General features: G+C 73.0%; 18 protein-coding genes. 8 read left to right on the top strand and 10 right to left on the bottom strand.

What is annotated here, in order from left to right:
• Window positions 1-26 precede the first annotated feature (26 nt).
• The 6 genes from HCN08_RS00900 to HCN08_RS00925 all read right to left on the bottom strand — a co-directional run bounded on the left by HCN08_RS00900 (window position 27) and on the right by HCN08_RS00925 (window position 6,832).
• Complete coding sequence (locus tag HCN08_RS00900) at window positions 27-1,853, bottom strand: glycoside hydrolase family 3 protein (RefSeq protein WP_167980849.1); 1,827 nt, start codon at window positions 1,851-1,853, stop codon at window positions 27-29.
• 168 nt (window positions 1,854-2,021) lie between these two features.
• Window positions 2,022-2,495 (bottom strand): hypothetical protein, encoded by a 474-nt coding sequence (locus HCN08_RS00905; protein ID WP_167980850.1) that lies wholly within the window; start codon window positions 2,493-2,495, stop codon window positions 2,022-2,024.
• A gap of 56 nt (window positions 2,496-2,551) precedes the next feature.
• Window positions 2,552-3,454 carry a LysR family transcriptional regulator gene (locus tag HCN08_RS00910; protein ID WP_167980851.1) on the bottom strand — a complete coding sequence of 301 codons (903 nt, stop codon included), beginning with the start codon at window positions 3,452-3,454 and terminating at the stop codon, window positions 2,552-2,554.
• 52 nt (window positions 3,455-3,506) lie between these two features.
• A complete protein-coding gene (locus HCN08_RS00915; RefSeq protein WP_167980852.1) occupies window positions 3,507-4,304 on the bottom strand; it encodes a sugar phosphate isomerase/epimerase family protein in 798 nt (265 codons plus the stop codon).
• A 338-nt stretch (window positions 4,305-4,642) separates the two neighbouring features.
• Window positions 4,643-5,578 carry a bifunctional helix-turn-helix transcriptional regulator/GNAT family N-acetyltransferase gene (locus HCN08_RS00920; RefSeq protein ID WP_167980853.1) on the bottom strand — a complete coding sequence of 312 codons (936 nt, stop codon included), beginning with the start codon at window positions 5,576-5,578 and terminating at the stop codon, window positions 4,643-4,645.
• 108 nt (window positions 5,579-5,686) lie between these two features.
• A complete protein-coding gene (locus HCN08_RS00925) occupies window positions 5,687-6,832 on the bottom strand; it encodes a LacI family DNA-binding transcriptional regulator (protein ID WP_167980854.1) in 1,146 nt (381 codons plus the stop codon).
• A gap of 321 nt (window positions 6,833-7,153) precedes the next feature.
• Here HCN08_RS00925 and HCN08_RS00930 point away from each other — a divergent pair, with 321 nt between their 5' ends.
• The 7 genes from HCN08_RS00930 (at window position 7,154) to HCN08_RS00960 (ending at window position 16,448) form a co-directional block, all read left to right on the top strand.
• A complete protein-coding gene (locus HCN08_RS00930; RefSeq protein WP_167980855.1) occupies window positions 7,154-8,305 on the top strand; it encodes a Gfo/Idh/MocA family protein in 1,152 nt (383 codons plus the stop codon).
• Window positions 8,302-9,456 (top strand): dihydrodipicolinate synthase family protein, encoded by a 1,155-nt coding sequence (locus tag HCN08_RS00935; protein WP_167980856.1) that lies wholly within the window; start codon window positions 8,302-8,304, stop codon window positions 9,454-9,456. Before HCN08_RS00930 ends, HCN08_RS00935 begins: the two co-directional genes overlap by 4 nt.
• On the top strand, window positions 9,453-10,298 hold the full coding sequence (locus tag HCN08_RS00940) for a sugar phosphate isomerase/epimerase family protein (RefSeq protein WP_167980857.1): 846 nt from the start codon (window positions 9,453-9,455) through the stop codon (window positions 10,296-10,298). Before HCN08_RS00935 ends, HCN08_RS00940 begins: the two co-directional genes overlap by 4 nt.
• A 307-nt stretch (window positions 10,299-10,605) precedes the next feature.
• Window positions 10,606-12,825 (top strand): SF1B family DNA helicase RecD2, encoded by a 2,220-nt coding sequence (gene recD2, locus HCN08_RS00945; RefSeq protein ID WP_167980858.1) that lies wholly within the window; start codon window positions 10,606-10,608, stop codon window positions 12,823-12,825.
• A gap of 124 nt (window positions 12,826-12,949) precedes the next feature.
• Window positions 12,950-14,239: a citrate synthase gene (locus tag HCN08_RS00950; RefSeq protein ID WP_167980859.1), complete on the top strand. Its 1,290-nt coding sequence runs from the start codon at window positions 12,950-12,952 to the stop codon at window positions 14,237-14,239.
• Between the two features lie 424 nt (window positions 14,240-14,663).
• Window positions 14,664-15,413 (top strand): SDR family NAD(P)-dependent oxidoreductase, encoded by a 750-nt coding sequence (locus HCN08_RS00955; protein ID WP_167980860.1) that lies wholly within the window; start codon window positions 14,664-14,666, stop codon window positions 15,411-15,413.
• 216 nt (window positions 15,414-15,629) lie between these two features.
• The gene (locus tag HCN08_RS00960; protein ID WP_167980861.1) at window positions 15,630-16,448 is read left to right on the top strand and encodes a DedA family protein; all 819 of its coding nucleotides are present in this window, start codon (window positions 15,630-15,632) and stop codon (window positions 16,446-16,448) included.
• Here the strand turns inward: HCN08_RS00960 and HCN08_RS00965 are convergent.
• Window positions 16,417-17,175: a TetR/AcrR family transcriptional regulator gene (locus tag HCN08_RS00965; RefSeq protein WP_322974161.1), complete on the bottom strand. Its 759-nt coding sequence runs from the start codon at window positions 17,173-17,175 to the stop codon at window positions 16,417-16,419. The genes HCN08_RS00960 and HCN08_RS00965 overlap by 32 nt on opposite strands.
• A 113-nt stretch (window positions 17,176-17,288) precedes the next feature.
• On the opposite strand from HCN08_RS00965, the gene HCN08_RS00970 reads away from it, so the two are divergent.
• On the top strand, window positions 17,289-19,526 hold the full coding sequence (locus HCN08_RS00970) for an MMPL family transporter (protein ID WP_167980863.1): 2,238 nt from the start codon (window positions 17,289-17,291) through the stop codon (window positions 19,524-19,526).
• A 3-nt stretch (window positions 19,527-19,529) separates the two neighbouring features.
• On the opposite strand, the gene HCN08_RS00975 is transcribed toward HCN08_RS00970, so the two are convergent.
• The 3 genes from HCN08_RS00975 to HCN08_RS00985 all read right to left on the bottom strand — a co-directional run bounded on the left by HCN08_RS00975 (window position 19,530) and on the right by HCN08_RS00985 (window position 21,779).
• The gene (locus HCN08_RS00975; protein WP_167980864.1) at window positions 19,530-19,730 is read right to left on the bottom strand and encodes a MarR family transcriptional regulator; all 201 of its coding nucleotides are present in this window, start codon (window positions 19,728-19,730) and stop codon (window positions 19,530-19,532) included.
• Window positions 19,731-19,935: 205 nt separating this feature from the next.
• Window positions 19,936-20,787, bottom strand: a complete 852-nt coding sequence (locus HCN08_RS00980; RefSeq protein WP_167980865.1) for a class II fructose-bisphosphate aldolase — start codon at window positions 20,785-20,787, stop codon at window positions 19,936-19,938.
• 101 nt (window positions 20,788-20,888) lie between these two features.
• Entirely contained in the window at window positions 20,889-21,779 is an 891-nt protein-coding gene (locus HCN08_RS00985; protein ID WP_167980866.1) for an SIS domain-containing protein, read from the bottom strand.
• Window positions 21,780-21,871 lie beyond the last annotated feature (92 nt).

Here is a 21,871-nt window from a genome sequence, read left to right on the forward strand (position 1 = left end):
CTTCGCCGGCTCCGTGCCGCGGCGGCTCAGTACCGCAGGCCGTACCCGATCGGGTAGAGCGCCGTCGCCGGGTCGTCGGCGCGCGGCACCGCGACCGGCAGCCGGCCGGTGGGCTCCGCCTTGCCGGTGACGACCCTGGCCACCGCGCGCATCGAGACGTCCGTCCAGCCGTACGCGGCCAGCGACGCCGCCACCGGCGGGAGGTAGGCGATGTCGTACGGGTTGCGGATCGCGACCTGCACCACCGGGACGTCCGTCGCGGCCAGCGCGGTGACCAGCGCGATCTGCTCGGCGGAGGCGGAGGTCACGTTGTAGGTGCAGACCACCACCGCGTCCTTGCCGGCCGCCGCGGCCACCGCCTGGTCGATGAGCGCCGGGGAGGGCGCGGTGCCGGTGGACAGCGCGCTCGCCCGGTGGCCGAGGTCGGTCAGGGCGCGGGCGAGCACCGCGGTGGGCGGGCCGCCGGTGCCCGAGGGCGCGGCCGGGTCGGCGCCGACCACCAGCAGGCCGCGGTGGGAGCGGCGGGGCAGCGGCAGCGCCCGCTTGCGGTTGGTGAGCAGGGTGATGCCGCGGTCGGTGATGCGGTCGGCGGTCGCCAAGTGCGCGCGGGTGCCGACCGCCCGGTCCACCCCGGCGTGGGTGACGAACGGGTTGCGGAACAGCCCGAGCCGCAGCTTGAGCGCCAGGATGCGCTCCAACGAGACCGCGAGCCGCTCCTCGGTCAGCTCACCGGACGCGACGGCGTCCATGACGCCCCGGTAGGCGACCTCCAGCAGCGGCGGGTTGAGCAGCTGGTCGACCCCCGCCTTGAGCGCCAGCACCGGCACCCGGTCGTCGCCGTACTTCTCCCGTACCCCCGCCATGTCCAGTGCGTCGGTGACCACCAGCCCGTCATAGCCGAGCTGCTCGCGCAGCACACCGGTGAGGATGGGGTACGAGAGCGTCGCCGGGTCACCGGAGTCGTCCAGCGCCGGCACCAGGAGGTGCGCGGTCATGATCGAGTCGATGCCCGCGGCGATGGCGGCCCGGAAGGGCGGCGCGTCGGTGGTCTGCCACTGCTCCAGGGTGTGGGTGATGACCGGCAGCGAGAAGTGGCTGTCGGTGCCGGTGTCGCCGTGCCCGGGGAAGTGCTTGGCGGTGGAGGCGATACCCGCGCTCTGATAGCCCTTCACCTGCGCCGCCGCCAGCGCGGCGACCGCGGCCGGGTCACCGCCGAAGGACCGCACGCCGATCACCGGGTTCGCCGGGTTGATGTTGACGTCCGAGACGGGGGAGTAGTTCTGGTTGACGCCCATCGCCGCGAGCTCGGTACCGATGACCCGGGCCGCCGCGCGGGCGTCCGCGGGGCTGCCGTCGGCGCCCAGGGCCATGCCGCCGCCGAAGAGCGTGGCCGGCGCGCCGATCCGCGCGACCGCGCCCTGCTCCTGGTCGGTGGAGATCAGCAGCGGCACGGGCGCGCCCTGGGAGAGCGCGGCACGCTGCAGGCCGTTGGACAGGTCCGCGATCTGGTGCGGATTCTGCGTGTTGTGCGCCCACGCGAAGTAGATGATGCCGCCCACGTGGTACTTGGCCAGCAGCTCCGCTCCGTCGGCGACGCCGATCTCGCTCTGGTTGGCCGCGACGTCCGCGGGGTCCGGATCGGTCGCCGACGCCCCGTAGACGCGCATGACGAAGAGCTGGCCGACCTTCTCCTCCAGGCTCATGCGCTGGATGATCGCCCGGACTTTACGGCGGTCCGTGCTGCTGAGCGCGGACCGGCCGCTCGCGGCGACTGCGGGCGCCGCGCCGGCCACGACGGCGGAGCCTGCCGCCGCGGCGGTGAGCAGCGTGCGGCGGGATGGGTGGTGGTGCACGACGGACTCCTTCGGGACGGAGGAGAATGCACACGGACGAGAAGCTGAAGGAAATTTCCAGGTGTACACGGATAGCGTGGAAGTTTTCGCCAGTCAATGGGCTGGTCGAACCTCCGCGCGAACTCCTCCGAACGGTCCCCCTCCCGCCGCCGCCCCACGGGCGCCGTCTCAGCCGAACTCCGGCCGCTCCGGCATCAGCTCCCGGTCGACCCGGAAGACCACCGACACCCGGAAGGGCGCCACGCACTCCGGCAGCGGCTCGGGCTGACCGACCCGCAGCTCCAGCCGGTTCCCCGACACCCGCAGCGCCGCGCCGGTGGCCGCGCTGCACCCGGTGGCCGCCGTCCACCCGACCAGCACCTGCCGCCCGAAGTCCGTCCCCCGCGCCGCCGCCTCGATACGCTCCCGCGCCCGCGGATCCCGCTCCCCGAACGCGGCGGCGTACCGTACGGCCCCGGCCCGGTCCTCCAGCACCTGATGGCCGTTCAGCGGCCCCCGTGGCGCGGCGGAGAAATACACCACCTGCGGCTGCGCCACCCCGCCCGTACCGCCTTGCCCGCCGCACCCGGCGACCAGCACCGAGCAGACCGCGGCCAGCACCGCCGCGCGCACCGCCGCGTACGAACTCCTCGTCACCGCCATGCCGCTGAGACGGCCGGCCCGCCCCACCGGTTCCGCCCAGGGGCAGCCCTCAGGCCTCAGCCGGCCGCCGGCCAGTGCGCCCGCAGGGTCTCCACGGCCACCCCGATCGCCGGCCGGCGTGACGCCCCCGCACGCCACAGCGCGTACAGCCGCCGCACCGGCGCCGGATCCAGCCGCAGCACCCGCACCCCCTCCGGTATCTCCCCGCGCCCGAGCCTGGGCACCAGCGCGATCCCCAGCCCGGCCGCCACCAGCGCCACCTGCGTGCGGTACTCACCCACCTGATACGCCATGTCCGGCTCCGTCCCCGCCTCGCGCAGCGTCCTGACCAGCCAGTCGTGGCACACCGAGCCGGCCGGCTGGCAGATCCACCGCTCCGCCGCCACGTCCGACCGCAGCAACCGCCCGCGACCCGCCAGCCGATGCCCCTCCGGCACCAGCACATCGCACGGGTCCTCCCCGATCAGCGAGCGCTCCACCCCTTCCGGCGCCGGCAGCGGCGCGATGTCCCAGTCGTGCGCCACCGCCAGGTCCACCACCCCGCGCGCCACCAGATCCACCGACAGGTGCGCGTCCACCTCCGTCAGCCGCAACTCCACCGCCGGATGCGTCGCCGCCAACTCCGCCAGCACACCCGGCAGCAGCCCGTACGCCGCGGTCGGGAACGCCGCCACCGTGAGTCGCCCGGACGGCTTGCCCCGCCGCTCCTCCAGCGCCACCTCCGCCTGCTCCACCAGCGACATCAACTGCTCGGCGGTCGACACCAGCAGCCGCGCCGCGTCCGTCAGCGTCACCCCGCGGCCCTGCCGCTCCAGCAGCACCGTCCGCGTCTCCCGCTCCAGCTTCGAGATCTGCTGCGACACCGCCGAGGGCGTATAGCCGAGCGCCGTCGCCGCGGCCCCGATGGAACCGTGCGCATGCACTGCGTGCAGCGCCTTCAACCGCCCCAGGTCAAGCACTCCGCCCTCCTTCCCGCCCGCCGGCCCGGGCCTCAGCCTCGCCCGGCCCGGCTCAGGCGGACTCGGTCAGCAGCCGCGTCAGATGCTCCCGCGCCGGCCCCAGCAGGCCCGGCAGCTCCGCCGCCTGCGGATACCACCGCTTCTCGTACTCCCAGCACAGCCAGCCGTCCCACTCCGCACGGCTCAGCACCTCCACCGTCTCCGCCAGCGGCAGCACACCCGCGCCCAACGGCAGCGGCGTGGTGTCGGACGCCGACGCGATGTCCTTGACCTGCACATAGCCGAGGTAGGGCGCCAGCGCCGCGAAACTCGTCGCCGGCTGCTCGCCCGCCAGCCATGTGTGCATCACGTCCCACAGCCCGCCGGCGCCCACATGCCCGACCGCACCGAGCACCCGCGCCACGTCCGCGCCGCCGCGGTGCGAGTCATGGGTCTCCAGCAGCACCCTGACCCCCTGGTCCGCGGCGACCGGCGCCGCCGCGGCGAGCCGCCGTGCCGCGAGCGCGTCGGCCTCCTCCGCCGGCAGGTCCGCCCCACCGGGGAAGACCCGCACGAAGGACGCCCCCAGGTCGTGCGCCAGTGTCACGGCCGCGGCGATCTCGTCGAGCACCGGCTCGTCGTCCCCGGCGGCAGCCACCTTGGCGTACGCGGCGACCGTCAGGATCTGGACGCCGGCCTTGCCGAACTGCGCCGCCACATCGGCCCGTTCGTCGGCCGACAGGCCCGTGTGCACCGGGCCCTCCGGGCTGGCACGCAACTCGACGCCGTGGAAGCCGTTGTCCGCAGCGAGCCGGGCGACCTGATCGGCGGGCAGTTCAGGGACACCGAGTGTGGAGAAGGCGAGTCTCATTCGCCGGACACTAGGCACCCGATCGACCCTGGTCAACCGCCTTCCGCGGCACACACGAGCCCCGCACCCGCCCGCCACCCCGTCGCTACGAACGTCGCACCCGCCTGCCATCCGGCTGCCGCGAACGCCGCACCCGCCCGCCGGGAACCCCGCACCCGCCTGCCATCTCGCTACGACGGGCCCCGCGCCCGCCCGCCGTTCGGCTGCCGCGAACGCCGCACCGCCCACCGTCCTCGCTGCGACCGGCCCCGCGCCCGCCCCGCTCTCCCACCGCTCCGCGCCCGTGCCGGCCGGCGACGGCACGGCCGGCGGCTCAGGCTGCGCCACCGTTCGGCGGACTACAGCTCCAGGTGCCAGTCCTGGCCCACCAGGTCCTTGCCGAAGCTGTGGTGCGGCTGCTCGGCGACCAGTTCGAAGCCGGCGCGCTGGTAGATCGAGCGGGCGTGGCCGAGGACGTCGTTGGTCCACAGAACGAGGTCGCGGTATTCGGCCGACCGGGCGAAGGCTATGCACTGCTCCACCAGCCGCCTGCCGATCCCGTGCCCGCGCGCCGGAGGGTCGACGAGCAGCAGCCGCAGCCGTGCCGTGCCCGGCTCCTTGTCGCGCACGCAGAAGACGCAGCCGGCCCGCCGCCCGTCCAACTCGGCGATCCACATCGCCTCGCGCTCCGGATCACGGGTGGCGGCGAAGTCCGCCACGATGCGCGCGACCAGCGTCTCGTACTCCTCGTTCCACCCGTATTCCTCGGCGTACACCGCCGCGTTGCGCTCCACCGACCAGCCCAGGTCGCCCGGCCCGGGCCCGCGCAGGGTGACGCGCTCCGCGGGACCGTCCGCCCTGGCGGTGCCCGCCACGCCGCTGTGCAGGACTTCCTGTACCGTCCGCAGCGCCTCGGTCAGCCGCGGGCGGTCCTCCGGCGCTATCCGGTCGACAAGGGTGCCCACCGCCTCCTGCGAGCGCTCCTCCAGCAGGCTCGCCGCCTCCCGCCCCCGCGCCGTCAGCTCTATCCGCTGCCGCCTGGCGTCCTCCGCGGACGGACCGCGCGTCACCAACTGCCGCTCCTCGAACCGGCCGAGCATCCGGCTGAGATACCCGGCGTCGAGCGAGAGCTCGAGCCGCAGGTCCGCCGCGTCCGTGCGCGGCGCGTGCGCGAGCTCGTACAGCACGCGCGCCTCGGTGAGAGTGAACGGTGTGTGCAGGTGGCGGCTGTAGTCGAGCGCGCCGATGAGGTTGGTGTAGAAGCGGTTGAACTCGCGGATCTCCTTGATGGCCATGATCCGTCCCCCGTTCCGTTGCTGCGAGTCGATCGTTCCTTGACTGAGTCAAAGGTAGGCCCGCGGAGGACCCGGAGGGAAGGGGGGTGTTCAGCCTGTGGATAACTTTCAGGAGCGGTCGGCCGACGGGGGCGCCGTCGACCCGCGGACCATCAGATCCGTCGCGATCGTGGCCACCCCGCCGGGCGGCGGCGCGAGCCGCCCCATCACGAGCCGCCCGGCCCGGGCGCCCGCGTCCTGCAAGGGGATCCGCACGGTCGTCAGGGCCGGCGAGGCGTCCGCGCTGAAGGGCAGGTCGTCGAAACCGGCCACCGACACGTCGGCCGGGATGCGCAGGCCGCGGTTCCGCAGCGCCGCGCACACGCCGAGCGCGACCGTGTCGTTGGCCGCCACGATCGCGGTCACGCCCGCGTCCCGCCGCAGCAGTTCGAGCGTCGCGTCGTAGCCGGCGTCCCGGTCGTAGCCGCCGTGCACGGTCAGCGGATCGCCGCCCGCGGCCGGGACCGGGACCGTGCCGTCCTTATTGTCTTGACGGCCTCCGCCCCCGCCCCCGGCGCCCGCGCCGCCCCGCGGCCACAGCCCGTGCGCCGCCAGCGCCGCGCGGTGCCCGGCCAGCCGGTCGCCGGTGGTGCTGCGCTCGGCCGGCCCCGTCACGTAACCGATCCTGCGGTGCCCCAGGGAGATCAGATGCTCCGTGAGCCGCCGGGCCCCGCCGAAGTTGTCGAAGGCCAGGGTGGTCAGCGGTCCGGGCGCGCCGGGCAGGGTGAGCGGGGGGCGCCCGCACAGCACGATGCGGGTGCCGGAGGCGGCGAGCCGGGACAGGCGCGCGGTGACCGAGTCGGTGTGGGCGGGGCTGTCCACGGCCCCGCCGGTGAGCACCACCCCCGCCGCACGCTGGCGCTCCAGCAGCGTCAGATAGGTGAGCTCGGCCTCGGGGGAGCCGCCGGTGTTGCAGACCACGGTCAGCTTCCCGCCCGGCTCGGCTGCGCCCACCCCGACCTCGGCCTGCAGGGCGCTGGCGATGATGCCGAAGAAGGGGTCGGCCACGTCGTTCACCAGCACGCCGACCAGATCCGAGGTGGCGGCGGCGAGCGCCCGCGCCTGGCCGTTGACGACGTAGTCGAGTTCGGCCACCGCGCGCTGCACGCGCTCGCGGGTGCTGCCGGCCACCGGGTAGTTGCCGTTGAGCACCCGGGAGACCGTCGCGGACGACACCCCGGCGCGTGCCGCCACGTCGGCCAGAGTCACTGCCATCGCGCTGCGGTCCTCCGTTCCCTGCGGATCCCGCTGCCGCGGAGCCCGGTGGATGTGGCGGGATCCCGACGTCCCCCCGCGGGTCATGTTCTCATCCCGCCCACCTCGGCGTCATGGTGAAGCGTGGTCCCGGCGAAGGCAGCAAGCGCTTTCCCCGCACATCCCCGACCCTTGCTCGACACGCGACCGAGGGGTTAGCGTGAGCAGGAGAGAAAGCGCTTGCTATGACGCGCACGCCTCGCTGCGGCGCTCGCCATCCGTTGCCGCCACACGGGCTCCGCACCGGCCGGGCCCGGCGAACCACCGAGAAGAGGACCCCACGTGACACGCAGGACCGTGCGGATCGCCATGAACGGCGTCACCGGGCGCATGGGATACCGCCAGCACCTGGTCCGCTCCATCCTCAGCCTGCAGGAGCAGGGCGGGCTCGACCTGGGCGACGGCAGCACGCTGTGGCCGGAGCCGGTACTGGTCGGCCGGCGCGAGCACGCGCTGCGCGCCATCGCCGAGGAGCACGGCATCGAGCACTGGACGACCGACCTCGACGCGGTGCTCGCCGACCCCTCGATCGACGTCTACTTCGACGCGCAGGTGACCGCGGCGCGCGAGGACGCCGTCAGGCAGGCCATCGCGGCCGGCAAGCACATCTACTGCGAGAAGCCCACCGCGACCTCGCTGGAGGGCGCGCTGGAACTGGCCAGACTCGCCACCGCCGCGGGCGTCAAGCACGGCGTGGTGCAGGACAAGATCTTCCTCCCCGGCCTGCTGAAGCTCAAACGCCTGGTCGACGGCGGGTTCTTCGGCCGCATCCTGTCCGTCCGCGGCGAGTTCGGCTACTGGGTCTTCGAGGGCGACTGGCAGAGCGCCCAGCGGCCCTCCTGGAACTACCGGGCCGAGGACGGCGGCGGCATCGTCGCGGACATGTTCCCGCACTGGGACTACGTCCTGCACGAGATCTTCGGCCGGGTGCGTACGGTCCAGGCGCTGACCGCCACCCACATCCCGCAGCGCTGGGACGAGCGCGGCAAGCCGTACGACGCCACCGCCGACGACGCCGCCTACGGCATCTTCGAGCTCGACGGCGGTGCCGTCGCGCAGATCAACTCCTCCTGGGCGGTCCGCGTCAACCGCGACGAACTGGTGGAGTTCCAGGTGGACGGCACGCACGGCTCGGCCGTCGCGGGCCTGCGCAACTGCCGGGTGCAGCACCGGTCGGCGACGCCCAAGCCGGTGTGGAACCCGGACCTGCCCGCCACCGAGGTGTTCCGCGAGCAGTGGCAGGAGGTGCCCGACAACGACGACTTCGGCAACGGCTTCAAGGCGCAGTGGGAGCTTTTCCTGCGCCATGTCGTCCTGGACGAGCCCTGGCGCTGGGACCTGCTGGCCGGCGCCCGCGGTGTGCAGCTCGCGGAGCTGGGCCTGCGCTCCTCCGCCGAGGGCCGCCGCTTCGACGTCCCGGAGCTGACGCTGTGACCATCCAGCTGCCCGACGCGTCCGGCGAAATGCGCGGCTATGTACCCCGGACCGAGCCGGTCGCACGCGCCGCCGACCTTCCGCTGCGCAGCCGGGTCGTCTACTCCGCCGCCCATGTGGTCGCCGATCCGCTGCGCGCTGCCGCGGACGCGCCCGCCGCGGTGGACTGGGAGGCGACCCTCGCTTTCCGGCGCCATTTGTGGGCGCACGGTCTCGGTGTCGCCGAGGCCATGGACACCGCGCAGCGCGGCATGGGCCTGGACTGGGCCGGTGCCGCCGAGCTGATCCGCCGTTCCGCGGCCGAGGCGCGGTCCGTCGGCGGCCGGATCGCCTGCGGGGTCGGCACCGACCAGCTCAGCGGGCCCGCGGCCACGCTGGAGGAGGTGGCCGCCGCCTACGAGGAGCAGTTGGCGCTGGTCGAGGCGGCCGGGGCGCAGGCCGTGCTGATGGCGTCGCGGGCGCTGGCCGCCGTCGCCAAGGGGCCCGAGGACTACCTGGAGGTGTACGGGCGGCTGCTGCGGCAGTCCGCCGACCGGGTGATCCTGCACTGGCTGGGCCCGATGTTCGACCCGGCGCTGGAGGGGTATTGGGGCAGCGCCGATCTCGACGCGGCCACGGAGACCTTCCTCGATGTGATCGCGGCGCACCCGGACAAGGTCGACGGCGTGAAGATCTCGCTGCTCGACGCCCGCCGCGAGGTGGAACTGCGCCGCAGGCTCCCCGACGGCGTGCGCTGCTACACCGGCGACGACTTCAACTACCCGGAGCTGATCGAGGGGGACGAGCGGGGCTTCAGCCACGCGCTGCTGGGCATCTTCGACCCGCTGGCGCCGCTGGCATCGGCTGCGGTCAGCACCCTGGACACCGGTGACACGGCGGGTTTCCGGCGGCTCCTGGACCCGACCGTGGAGCTGTCCCGGCATCTGTTCTGCGCCCCGACCCGCTTCTACAAGACCGGCGTCGTGCTGCTCGCCTGGCTGGCGGGACACCAGGACCACTTCACCATGGTGGGCGGCCTGCAGTCGGCGCGCTCGCTGCCGCACCTGGCCCGCGCGTACGAACTGGCCGACCGGGTCGGGCTCTTCCCCGATCCCGGGCTCGCCGAGGACCGGATGCGCCGGCTGCTGACCCTGCACGGAGTGGACGCATGACGGGCGCGGAGCCGTACGACCTGGCGCGACTGAGCATCAACCAGGAGACCGTCAAGCAGTGGTCGCTGCCCGAACTGGCCGCCGGCTGCGCGGCTGCGGGTATCAGCAAGGTCGGGCTGTGGCGCGCGCCCGTGCAGGAGTACGGCGTGGAACGCGCCGCGCGCCTGATGCGGGACAGCGGACTGACCGTCACGTCGCTGTGCCGCGGCGGGTTCTTCACCGCGGTGGACGCGGGGGAGCGGGCCGCGGCGCTGGACGACAACCGGGCGGCGATCGACGAGGCCGCGACGCTCGGCACGGGCACGCTCGTGCTGGTCTCCGGCGGTCTGCCGGCGGGCGACCGGGACATTGCCGCGGCCCGTGAGCGGGTCGCCGACGCGCTCGCGGTGCTCGCCCCTTATGCCGGCGAGCGCGGGGTGCGGCTGGCCATCGAGCCGCTGCATCCGATGTTCGCCTCAGACCGCTGTGTCGTCTCCACACTGGGTCAGGCTCTGGACATTGCCGAGCGTTTCCCCGCCGAGCAGGTGGGCGTCGTGGTCGACACGTACCACCTGTGGTGGGACGACCTCGCGCCGGCGCACATTGCGCGCGCCGGCGCGGCAGGCCGGATCGCCTGCTTCCAGGTGGCCGACTGGATCACCCCGCTGCCCGAGGGCGCCCTGCTGGGGCGCGGGCAGCTCGGCGACGGGTGCATCGACCTGCGCGGATGGCGGCGACGGGTGGAGGCGGCCGGTTACGACGGCCCGGTCGAGGTCGAGATCTTCAACCCGGCGCTGTGGGCGCGGGACGGCGCGGACGTCGTCGCGGAGCTCGCCGAGCGGTACGTACGGCACGTCAGCTGAAAAAATCTTGAGAAGTATGGCCCCCGTAGGACAACCCTTGGGGCGGGTGACCTGTCGTATAGGGCGTCACAGCTTCCGGAAAGGCTTACGGGAGCGGACGAGGTAATGCGCCCGAGGGGGGCTTCGGGGGTAGCAGGGGGGCACGAGAGGGGTCCGGCGACTGCCGGGCCCCTCTCGCGCATCTGCGGGTCTCGTGCGTCTGCGGGCGGCGCGCCGCGAGTTTTCCACAGGCCCGGAACGCCGTGTCCGTGCCGGCCGATACCGTCGGACCGATCGCATCGGATCGGCTCCGGGGAGGGAGGCCGGCATGACGGACAGGCCGCTCGCGGTGCTGGAGGGTGTCCTGGAAAGGATCACCTACGCCAACGAGGACAACGGGTACACGGTCGCCCGCGTGGACACCGGCCGCGGCTCCGGGGACCTGCTGACCGTCGTGGGCGCGCTGCTGGGTGCCCAGCCCGGCGAGTCCCTGCGCATGCACGGCCGTTGGGGCTCCCATCCGCAGTACGGCAAGCAGTTCACCGTCGAGAACTACACCACCGTGCTGCCGGCCACTGTGCAGGGCATACGGCGCTACCTCGGCTCGGGCCTGATCAAGGGCATCGGCCCGCGGATCGCCGAGCGGATCGTGGACCACTTCGGCGTCGCCACGCTCGACGTCATCGAGGGCGAGCCCAAGCGGCTGATCGAGGTGCCCGGCCTTGGCCCCAAGCGCACGAAGCGGATCGAGGCGGCGTGGGAGGAGCAGAAGGCGATCAAGGAGGTGATGGTCTTCCTCCAGGGCGTGGGCGTGTCCACCTCCATCGCGGTGCGCATCTACAAGTCGTACGGCGACGCGTCCGTCGACGTGGTGAAGGGCCAGCCGTACCGGCTGGCGGCCGAGGTGTGGGGCATCGGCTTCCTGACCGCCGACCGGATCGCCCAGGCCGTCGGGATCCCGCACGACAGCCCCGAAAGAGTGAAGGCCGGGCTGCAGTACGCGCTGTCGCAGGCCACCGACGGGGGGAACTGCTACCTGCCCCAGGAGCGGCTGATCGCCGACGCCGTGAAGCTGCTGCAGGTCGACACGGGCCTGGTGATCGACTGCCTGGGCGAGCTCGCCGCCGAGGAGGGCGTGGTGCGCGAGAGCGTGCCGGCGCCGGACGGTGACGGCGAGCCCGTCACGGCGGTGTATCTGGTGCCCTTCCACCGCGCCGAGATCTCGCTCGCCGCACAGGTGGTCCGGCTGCTGCGCGGCCCCGAGGAGCGGCTGCCGGCCTTCCGGGACGTGGACTGGGACAAGGCCCTCACCTGGCTCGCGGGCCACACCGGGGCCGACCTGGCAGCCGAGCAGCGCGAGGCGGTCCGGCTGGCGCTGACGGAGAAGGTCGCCGTGCTGACCGGCGGCCCGGGCTGCGGCAAGTCCTTCACGGTGCGGTCGGTGGTGGCGCTGGCCCGGGCCAAGAAGGCCAAGGTGGTGCTGGCGGCGCCCACCGGGCGGGCCGCGAAGCGGCTGTCGGAGCTGACCGGCGCCGAGGCGTCCACCGTGCACCGGCTGCTGGAGCTCAAGCCCGGCGGCGACGCCGCGTACGACCGCGACCGGCCGCTGGACGCCGACCTCGTGGTCGTCGACGAGGCGTCCATGCTGGACCTGCTGCTGGCCAACAAGCTGGTCAAGGCCGTCCCGCCCGGAGCGCACCTGCTCTTCGTGGGGGACGTCGACCAGTTGCCGAGCGTCGGCGCCGGCGAGGTGCTGCGCGACCTGCTGGCGCCGCAGAGCCCCGTGCCGGCCGTGCGGCTGACCCGGATCTTCCGGCAGGCCCAGCAGTCGGGGGTGGTCACCAACGCCCACCGCATCAATTCCGGGCTGCCCCCGGTGACGCAGGGGCTGCCGGACTTCTTCCTCTTCGCCGAGGAGGACTCCGAGGAGGCCGGCCGGCTCACCGTGGACGTGGTGGCCCGCCGGATCCCCGCCAGATTCGGCCTGGACCCCCGGCGCGACGTGCAGGTGCTCACCCCGATGCACCGCGGGCCCGCCGGAGCCGGCGCGCTCAACGGACTGCTCCAGCAGGCGGTGACGCCGGCCCGCCCGGACCTGCCCGAGCGCCGGTTCGGCGGCCGTACCTTCCGGGTCGGCGACAAGGTCACCCAGATCCGTAACAACTATGACAAAGGCGCCAACGGGGTCTTCAACGGCACGGTCGGCGTGGTCACCGCCCTGGATGCCGTCGAGCAGCGGCTCACAGTACGCACCGACGAGGACGAGGAGGTCGGCTACGACTTCGACGAGCTGGACGAGCTGGCGCACGCCTACGCCGTGACGATCCACCGCTCCCAGGGCAGCGAGTATCCGGCGGTGGTGATCCCCGTCACCACCGGTGCCTGGATGATGCTCCAGCGCAACCTGCTCTACACGGCCGTGACCAGGGCCAAACGCCTTGTGGTCCTGGTCGGCTCGCGGCGGGCGATCGGGCAGGCGGTGCGCACCGTCTCGGCGGGCCGACGCTTCACGGCTCTCGACCATCGGCTGTCCGGGGGCGCAAAATAGGCACTCCGTGCCACTTTTCGGCCCGATGGCCGACCCCGAGTGCACGCACCAGTGCCAAATGGGGGACAGTGGACGTAGTCAGGGCACCTCGAAGAAGAGGCAAAACCGTCGGTGAGGGAATGACGTGAGCGACAACTCTGTAGTACTGCGGTATGGGGACAGCGAGCACAGTTACCCGGTGGTTGACAGCACCGTCGGCGACAAGGGCTTCGACATCGGCAAGCTGCGCGCCGACACGGGTCTGGTCACGCTGGACAGCGGCTACGGCAACACCGCGGCCTACAAGTCCGCGATCACCTTTCTCGACGGCGAGCAGGGCATCCTGCGCTACCGCGGTTACCCGATCGAGCAGCTCGCCGAGCGCGGCACCTTCCTTGAGACCGCCTACCTGCTGATCAACGGCGAACTGCCGACGGTCGACGAGCTGGCGGAGTTCAAGGGGCAGATCACCCAGCACACCCTGCTCCACGAAGACGTCAAACGGTTCTACGACGGCTTCCCGCGCGACGCCCACCCGATGGCGATGCTGTCGTCGGTGGTCAGCGCGCTGTCGACGTTCTACCAGGACAGCCACAACCCGTTCGACCCCGAGCAGCGCTACCTGTCGACGATCCGGCTGCTCGCCAAGCTGCCGACGATCGCCGCCTACGCGTACAAGAAGTCCGTCGGCCAGCCGGTGGTCTACCCGCGCAACGACCTCGGCTACGTCGAGAACTTCCTGCGCATGACCTTCTCGGTGCCCGCCGAGGAGTACCAGCTCGACCCGGTCGTCGTCAGCGCGCTGGACAAGCTGTTCATCCTGCACGCCGACCACGAGCAGAACTGCTCGACCTCCACCGTGCGCCTGGTGGGCTCGTCGCAGGCGAACCTGTTCGCCTCGATCTCGGCCGGCATCAGCGCCCTGTGGGGCCCCCTGCACGGCGGCGCCAACCAGTCGGTGCTGGAGATGCTGGAGGGCATCCAGGCGGGCGGCGGCGACGTGGACTCCTTCATCCGCAAGGTGAAGAACAAGGAGGACGGCGTCAAGCTGATGGGCTTCGGCCACCGCGTCTACAAGAACTTCGACCCCCGGGCGAAGATCATCAAGGCGGCGGCGCACGACGTCCTGTCGGCCCTCGGCAAGTCCGACGAGCTGCTGGACATCGCCCTGAAGCTGGAGGAGCACGCGCTCAGCGACGACTACTTCGTCTCCCGCAAGCTCTACCCGAACGTCGACTTCTACACCGGCCTGATCTACCGCGCGATGGGCTTCCCGACCAGCATGTTCACCGTGCTGTTCGCCATCGGCCGGCTGCCGGGCTGGATCGCCCAGTGGCACGAGATGATCAAGGAGCCCGGTTCCCGGATCGGCCGCCCGCGGCAGATCTACACCGGCGTCGAGATCCGCGACTACGTCTCGGTCGAGGCCCGCTGACGCAGCAGGCGTCGTCCCCCGCGTAAAAGGAAGCGCCCCGCGCAGGATCCCCCCACGGGTCCGGCACGGGGCGCTCCCGTTCCCCGGAACGGATCCCCCCACGGGTCCGACCGGGCGTTTTTCGGCGGCTGTGCGCCGTTGCCGGGACGAAAACGGCCCGGGAGGGCCGCTCAAGCTCCCCGGGCGTCGCCCCGGCGACGCGTTCCGGACCGTCCCCCAAGACGGCCCGATCTACAGCCCCCCGACCGGCTCCGCCGGGAGCACGGTACTCAAGACATAAGACCCGCCAACCACTGTAATGGTTACGTTCTCCGCCGTGTGATCTACGTCTCTTCGCGAGGGCCGTTTTCGCAGGCTACCCCGCTCGCGGCCGGTTCGGGGGGATCCCGTAGCGTGCTGTCTCTCCTCGAGGGGCGGAAGTTTCATGGCACAGAGCGCTGCAGCGGTGCGCAACATCGTGGTGACCGGGGGCGGCACGGGCATCGGCCGGGCGGTCTCGGTGCGTTTCGCCGAGGACGGCCACCGGGTCACCATCGTCGGCCGCCGCCGCGAGGTCCTGCACGCCGCGGTCGAGGAGATCCGGGCCGAACGCGGACTGGACATCACCCCCGTGGTCTGCGACCTGGCCGACCCCGACGACGTCGAGGCCGCGCTGTCGCAGCTGCCCGAGCGGGTCGACGTCCTGGTCAACAACGCCGGCAGCCGGGAGCTGGCCGTGGGAGCGGGACCGCACGGGGTCCTGGCCCGCTGGCGCGGCGACTTCGAGCGCAACGTGCTCACCGCCGTCCTGCTCACCGAGTCGCTGCGCGACCGCTTCACCACCGACAGCGGCCGGGTGGTGACGGTGACGTCGGTGGCCGCGCTGCGCGGCGGCGGCTCGTACGGCGCCTCCAAGGCGGCCCTGCACGCGTGGAACCACTCGCTGGCCGCGCAGCTCGGCCCGCAGGGCGTGACGTGCAACATCGTGGCGCCCGGCACGGTCGCCGGCACCGAGTTCTTCGGCTCGCGGCTCAACGACGCCGAACTGACCCGGCGGGCGGGCCGCACCCTGGTCGGGCGGGTCGGCCGGCCGGCGGACGTCGCCTCGGCGGTGCTCTTTCTGGCCTCTCCCGAAGCGGGCTTCATCACCGGCGAGATCCTCCAGGTCAACGGCGGCGAACTGCTCGGCCGCTGAGACCCGCGCCGGTACGCGGCGGCGCCTGGCTGCCGCCGGCCTCGTGGATCCCCTGGGAGCAGTCCCTGACGGGCCCTACTACCTGAGGAGTACCCGGCCTGAAACCTCAGGATGAGCTTTCCTGGGAAACGGCTGAACCACGGGTAACCCGCTTGCCGAGGCCGCTCCGCGCTGTCAGCGTGGAGGCAGGGGAGCGGCGGGAAGAGGGGCGGCGGGATGGACGTTGCACTGAGTGTGTCGTCACTTGACTTCACCTCCGGACTCGCCGAGTACCTGCGCGGCGGGCACGTCATCTGGGCGTACCTGCTGCTGGCAGCGACGACGGCCCCGCCGTTGGTGCCCAACTCGGTGCTGCTGGTGACCGGCGGCGTCATGGCCGCCGAAGGCCATCTCAACCTCGCGCTGGTCCTGGCGGTCGTCGCCGGCAGCGCGGTCCTCGGCGACCTGGTGATGCACCGCACCGGGCGGGCGCTGAGCGGTCGGGTCGTGGAGCGCATGCACCGCAGGCCGCGCCGCGAGGCGCTGCTGCGCTGGGCGGCGCTGCGCATACAGCGGCACGGCATCCCCTTCGTGATCGGCGTGCGCTTCCTGCCCAGCGGCCGGGTGATCGGCGGCCTGGCGGCGGGCATCATGCGCTATCCGGTACGCCGTTACGCCGTCGGAGCGGGCGTGGCCGAGACGGTGTGGGCCTCGTATTCGGTGGGCGCCGGCTACGTGAGCGGGCGGGCCGCCTCGAACAGCTTCTACGCCCTCTCCCTGGGCCTGGGCATCTCCCTGCTGGTCGCCTCCGCCGGCGGCCTCGCGCAATGGGTCTCACGGGCCAGGGAGCGCCGTCAGCCGACCGGTACGGCACGCCCCTCCGCGGTCGTCGCGGCCTCGATCGCCCCGGCCGTCGAGGGGCCGCCGGGGCCGGACGCGCCCGGGACGCCGCCCGTGGCGGGCGGCGCCGTGATCATAGGACCGCCGGCCGGCTCCCCGGAGGACCGCGCGGCCAAGGGCACGTTCAGCTGCTCGTCGGCAGGGCGCCGGAAATAGGCGCGTCCGACGGCACGCCCATGCCCGTTTCGCCGTCGAACCACTGCGCGCCCTCGGCGGCGAGCGTGGCACGGGCCTGCGCCATCTCCTTCTCGCCGATCTCGACCGGGCCGGTGCCGACGTAGGGCGCGAGGTAGCGGTAGAGCATCGCCTTCAGCTCGCCCACATACCCGGCGCGCTCGGCTTCCCCGCTCTGCACCACGAGGTCGAGCGCGGCCTTGAACATCGCGAACGACATCTCGGCGATCAGCGTGCGCTCGACACGCGAGAGCGACGGGCTGCGCAGCGCCAGGACCCAGGTCACCCGGTCCAGCAGCGCGGCATGCAGCGTGTCGTGCTCCTCGGTGATCCTGCCCGGCGCGTCGGGGCCCTTGATCAGGGCGAGGAAGGCCGGGTTGGCGCAGTTGAACTCGACGAACGGGTCGGCGACCGCGTCGATCAGCCGGTCGAGCGGCAGCCGGGCGTTCTCCGCGGTGAAGACCCGGCCGTGGGTCTCCTCCATCTCCCTGATCAGCCGGCCCCCGAGCTCCACCGCGATGGCTTCCTTGTTCGGGAAGAACTGGTAGAGCGTGCCCGGTGACACGCCGGCCTCGCGCGCGATCGCGTTGGTGCTGGACGCCGTGTAGCCCACCGCGCAGAACACGCTGGCCGCCGCCTTGAGCAGCTGCGTGACGCGGCGCTCGCCGCGGGCCTGGCGCCGTCTCGGTCTCTCGTCCGCCTCGGACACGTGTACTCCCAGAGGGGATTGACAAACGCGAGCCATCGCTCGCATTCTAGTAATGCGAGCGATCATTCGTGTTTGCGATTCTAGTCGTTCTAGGGGGAGAGGACACCTCTGTCATGGCTGCTGTCAACCGTGCCGATCCGGTCGGGGGCTGGACGCGGCTGGTCACCGCCAGACCGCGGGTGACGCTGCTGCTCGCGCTGCTGTTCACCGCGCTCGCCGTGGTGGCCGGGAGCGGCGTGGGCGACCGGCTGTCCAGCGGGGGCTTCGAGGCACCCGGATCCCAGTCCTCGTACGCCACCAAGGCCCTCGCCGAGCACTTCCCGGGCTCCCAGCCCAACCTCGTGCTGCTGGTCGGCACCCGCGGCGCGGACCCGGACAGCCCCGCCGTCGCCGCCGAGGGGCGCGATCTGGCCCGCCGGCTCGCCGCGGATCCCGATGTCGCCGCGGTGACGTCCTACTGGGACACCCGCGCGCCGGTGCTCCGCGCCGAGGACGGCAGCTCGGCGATGATCGCCGCCCGGCTGCGCGGCGACGACGACGCGGTGGCCACCGAGGTCAAGCGCCTCGCCCCCGCGTACCGCGGCGACCACGGCCCCGTACGGGTGACGGTCGGCGGCCAGGCGGAGGTGCTGCACGAGATGCAGACCACCATCCAGGAGGACCTGGTGCGCGCCGAGGTGATCGCGCTGCCGATCACCCTGGTGCTGCTGGTCATGGTCTTCGGCAGCGCGGTGGCCGCACTGCTGCCGCTCGGCATCGGCGTCATCGCGATCCTCGGCACCAGCGCGGTACTGCGCGGCATCACCGGCTTCACCGACGTGTCGGTCTTCGCCGAGAACCTGACCACGGCCCTGGGCCTCGGCCTCGCCATCGACTACGCCCTGTTCATCGTGCGCCGCTTCCGCGAGGAGCTGGCCACGGGCGCGCCGCCGCGCACCGCGGTGGCGGCGACCTTGCGGACGGCCGGCCGCACCGTCCTGTTCTCCGCGCTGACGGTCGCCGCCGCGCTGTCGGCCATGCTGGTCTTCCCGCAGTACTTCCTGCGCTCCTTCGCCTACGCGGGCGTCGCCGTGGTGCTGCTGGCCGCCGCGGCGGCCCTGGTGGTGCTGCCGGCCGCGCTGGTGCTGCTGGGCGACCGCGTCAACGCGCTGGATTTGCGCCGCCTGCTGCGCCGCCGGGCGCGTACGGGGAGCGGCGCGGCGGAGCCCGGGGCGCGGTATGCCGCGCTGGCCCGGCTGGTGATGCGCCGGGCGCCGGTCTTCGCCGTCGGCGCGGTGGCGGTCCTGCTGCTGCTCGGCACCCCGTTCCTGAACGTGCACTTCGGGACCGCCGACGACCGGCAGCTGCCGGCGGGCGCGGAATCCCATGTGGTGCAGCAGCATCTGCGGCAGGACTACACCGGAAGCCCGGTCGGCGCGATCACCGTGCTCGCCGAGGGCGCCGACCCGGCCGCGCTCGCCGACTACCGCAGCCGGATCGCCGCGCTGCCCGGCGTGGTGCGGGTCGACGGCCCGGTCGGCGGCAAGGAGGCCGGCGCCGCCTATCTGACGGTCGTGCCCGAGGGTGCGGCCGTGGACGCCGGGACACAGGCCCTGGTCGGCGGGATCCGCGCGGTGCCGGCCGACTTCCGCGCCTCGGTCACCGGGCAGGCCGCGGTGCTGGTCGACAGCAAGCACGCCATAGCGCAGCGGCTGCCCTGGGCCGCGGCCATCGTCGGTGTGGTGACCTTGCTGCTGGTGTTCCTGCTGACCGGCAGCGTGATCGTCCCCGTCCAGGCGGTGCTGCTCAACGCCCTCAGCCTGACCGCGATGTTCGGGGCGGTGGTGTGGGTCTTCCAGGACGGCCACCTGTCCGGGCTGCTGGGCTTCACCGCCACGGGCAGTATCGAGACCAGCCTGCCGGTGCTGATGTTCTGCGTGGCCTTCGGGCTGTCCATGGACTACGGGGTGTTCCTGCTCTCCCGGATCAAGGAGGAGTACGACCGCACCGGCGACCACCAGGCGTCCGTCGTCTTCGGCCTGCGGCGGACCGGCGGGCTGATCACGGCCGCCGCGGTCATCCTGGCGGTGGTGATGGTGGGGATCGGCATGTCCCGGGTGACCAACACCAAGATGCTCGGCCTCGGCATCGCGCTGGCGGTGCTGATGGACGCGATGGTCATCCGCACCCTGCTGGTGCCGGCCGTGATGCGGCTGACCGGGCGGGCGACATGGTGGGCGCCGCGGCCACTGCGGGCCTTCCACGCCCGGTTCGGGATATCCGAGGGCGGCGGTGTGCCGCGGGCCGGGCACGAGGGCGGGGCCCCGCGCTCCGGCGAGCGGCGGGACCCCGAACCGGCGGGCAGGAACTGACGGTCAGTCCGGCCGGCGTCCCCGGTTCCCGGGGCGCCGGGAGCTCCAGGCCCTGATGGTGTCCGCGTACCAGTAGGGCTTGCCCCCTTCCACATGGTCCGGATCGGGCAGGTGCCCGTGTTTGCGGTAGGAGCGCACCGTGTCGACCTGCACTCGGATGTGCGCGGCGATGTCCGCGTATGACCACAGCGTCCGGTCCGTCATGTCGGATACCTCCGGGAGAGGGTGACGGTCTGTCAGCACACTCGCCGGGTCAACGGCACTTCAGGGAATGGCGCATGGGGCTGTTGATCATCTGTGACGTGGAACCCGCGTAACGGTGACAAACGGCGTCATCGGGTGACAGTCGGGTCAGGTCGGGTCGGGTCAGGTCGGGGCAGCGCGGCGCGGCGGAAGGAGGGCAGGGCGGTCAGGCGGTGGGGACGGGGTGCGAGACGACCTGGAGGAGATGCCGGGCGGTGGCGGTCATCGCGTCGCGGGCCGGGCGCAGATAGCGGCGCGGGTCGACCACGGCCGGGTCGGCGGTGAGGTGGTCGCGGACGGCCGAGGTGAAGGCGACGTTCAGGGCGGTGCCTATGTTGATCTTCACCATGCCGGCGGTGACGGCCTGCCGCAGCTCGTCGTCGGGCACGCCCGAGGAGCCGTGCAGCACCAGCGGGACGGCGACGCGGGAGCGCAGCCGGGCGATCAGGCCGTGGTCGAGCCGGGCGGTGCGCGCGGTCATGGCGTGCGAGCTGCCGACCGCGACGGCGAGGGCGTCGACACCGGTGGCGGCGGTGAAGGCCGCGGCCTCGCCGGGGTCGGTGCGCACACCCGGCGCGTGGGCGCCGTCCTTGCCGCCGACCTCGCCGAGTTCGGCCTCCACCCACAGCCCCCGCTCATGCGCCCAGGCGGCGACCCGGGCGGTGGCGCGGACGTTCTGCTCGTACGGCAGGGCGGAGGCGTCGTACATGACGGAGGAGACGCCGGCGGCGGCGCCGGCGTGCAGCAGGTCCTCCTCCGTCACATGGTCCAGGTGCACGGCCACCGGGACGGCCGCCGCGTCCGCGACGCCGACGGCGGCGGCGAGCAGCGGTGCCGCGCGCCCGCCGTGGAAGGCCACCGCGTTCTGGCTGATCTGCAGGATGACGGGCAGCCCGGCGGCCTCCGCGGCGGCGGCGATCGCCTCGGCGTGCTCCAGGGTGATGACGTTGAAGGCGGCGACACCGCGGCCCGCGGCACGGGCGGCGGTGACGAGGTCGGCGGTGGATGTGGCGGTCATCGGGCCCCTCGGGTCGGTGGCGGCGCGGCGGTCGTGTCGGGGCGCGGCGGATGGTGCCGGGCGGTGCCGGGGCATGCCGGGCAGTGCCGGGTCGTGTGGGGTCAGCCGAGGACGACCGAGCGGGTCAGATGGCGCGGGCGGTCCGGGTCGAGCCCCCGGCGCCCGGCCACCGCGACGGCCAGCCGCTGCGCGCGGACCAGGTCGGCCAGCGGGTCGAGGTCCGGCCGGGCCTCCAGATGTCCGCCGGTCGCCGCGATGGCGTCCGCCAGCCCCTCCGGCAGTTCACCGAAGGCCCATACGGCCCGGCCGGGACCGGTGATGCTGATCGGGCCGTGCCGGTACTCCATCGCCGGGTAGCTCTCCGTCCACGCCCCCGCGGCCTCCCGCATCTTCAGCGCAGCCTCCTGGGCCAGGCCGTAGGTCCAGCCGCTGCCGAGGAAGGTGGTCTGCTCGGCGGCGGGCAGCACGGCGGGGAGGTCCTCGGTGACGGCCGCGCGGGCGTCGGCGATCGCGCCGGTGAGGTCGTCGCCGAGGTGGGCGCGCAGCAGGGCGAGCGCGGTGGTGGCGAACCGGGTCTGCACGACGGAGCGTTCGTCGGCGAAGTCGAGCACCACCAGGTCGTCGGCCGCCTCCGTCACCGGGGTGCGCGGGTCGGCGGTGACGGCCACCACCGGGACGCCGTCGGCGCGCAGCCGCCGGCCCGCCTGGAGCACCTCGGTGGTGGTGCCGGAGCGGGTGATGGCCAGCACCCGGTCGTAGCCGCGCCCGTAGGGGAAGGCGGAGGCGGCGAAGGCGTCGGTGAGCCCGTGCCCGGCCTGCTCGCGCAGCACTGCGTAGGACTGGGCCATGAACCAGGAGGTGCCGCAGCCGATCACCGCGACGCGCTCGCCGCGCCGGGGCAGCGAGCCGGCGGCGGCCGGGGCGAGCTCGACGGCGCGCAGCCAGCAGTCGGGCTGGGTGGCGATTTCCGCGGTGGTCAGGGACGCGGACATGAGGGCTCCTCGGGCTGGAGGCGGTGCCGGCCGGGCCCCGGCGAAGGGGCGCCGCGTGCAGTGTAGATGAGCGTAGTTGCGCGGAACCAGCG

This window comes from Actinacidiphila epipremni (assembly GCF_012034175.1).
In the GTDB taxonomy this organism is placed as follows: Bacteria; Actinomycetota; Actinomycetes; order Streptomycetales; family Streptomycetaceae; genus Actinacidiphila; species Actinacidiphila epipremni.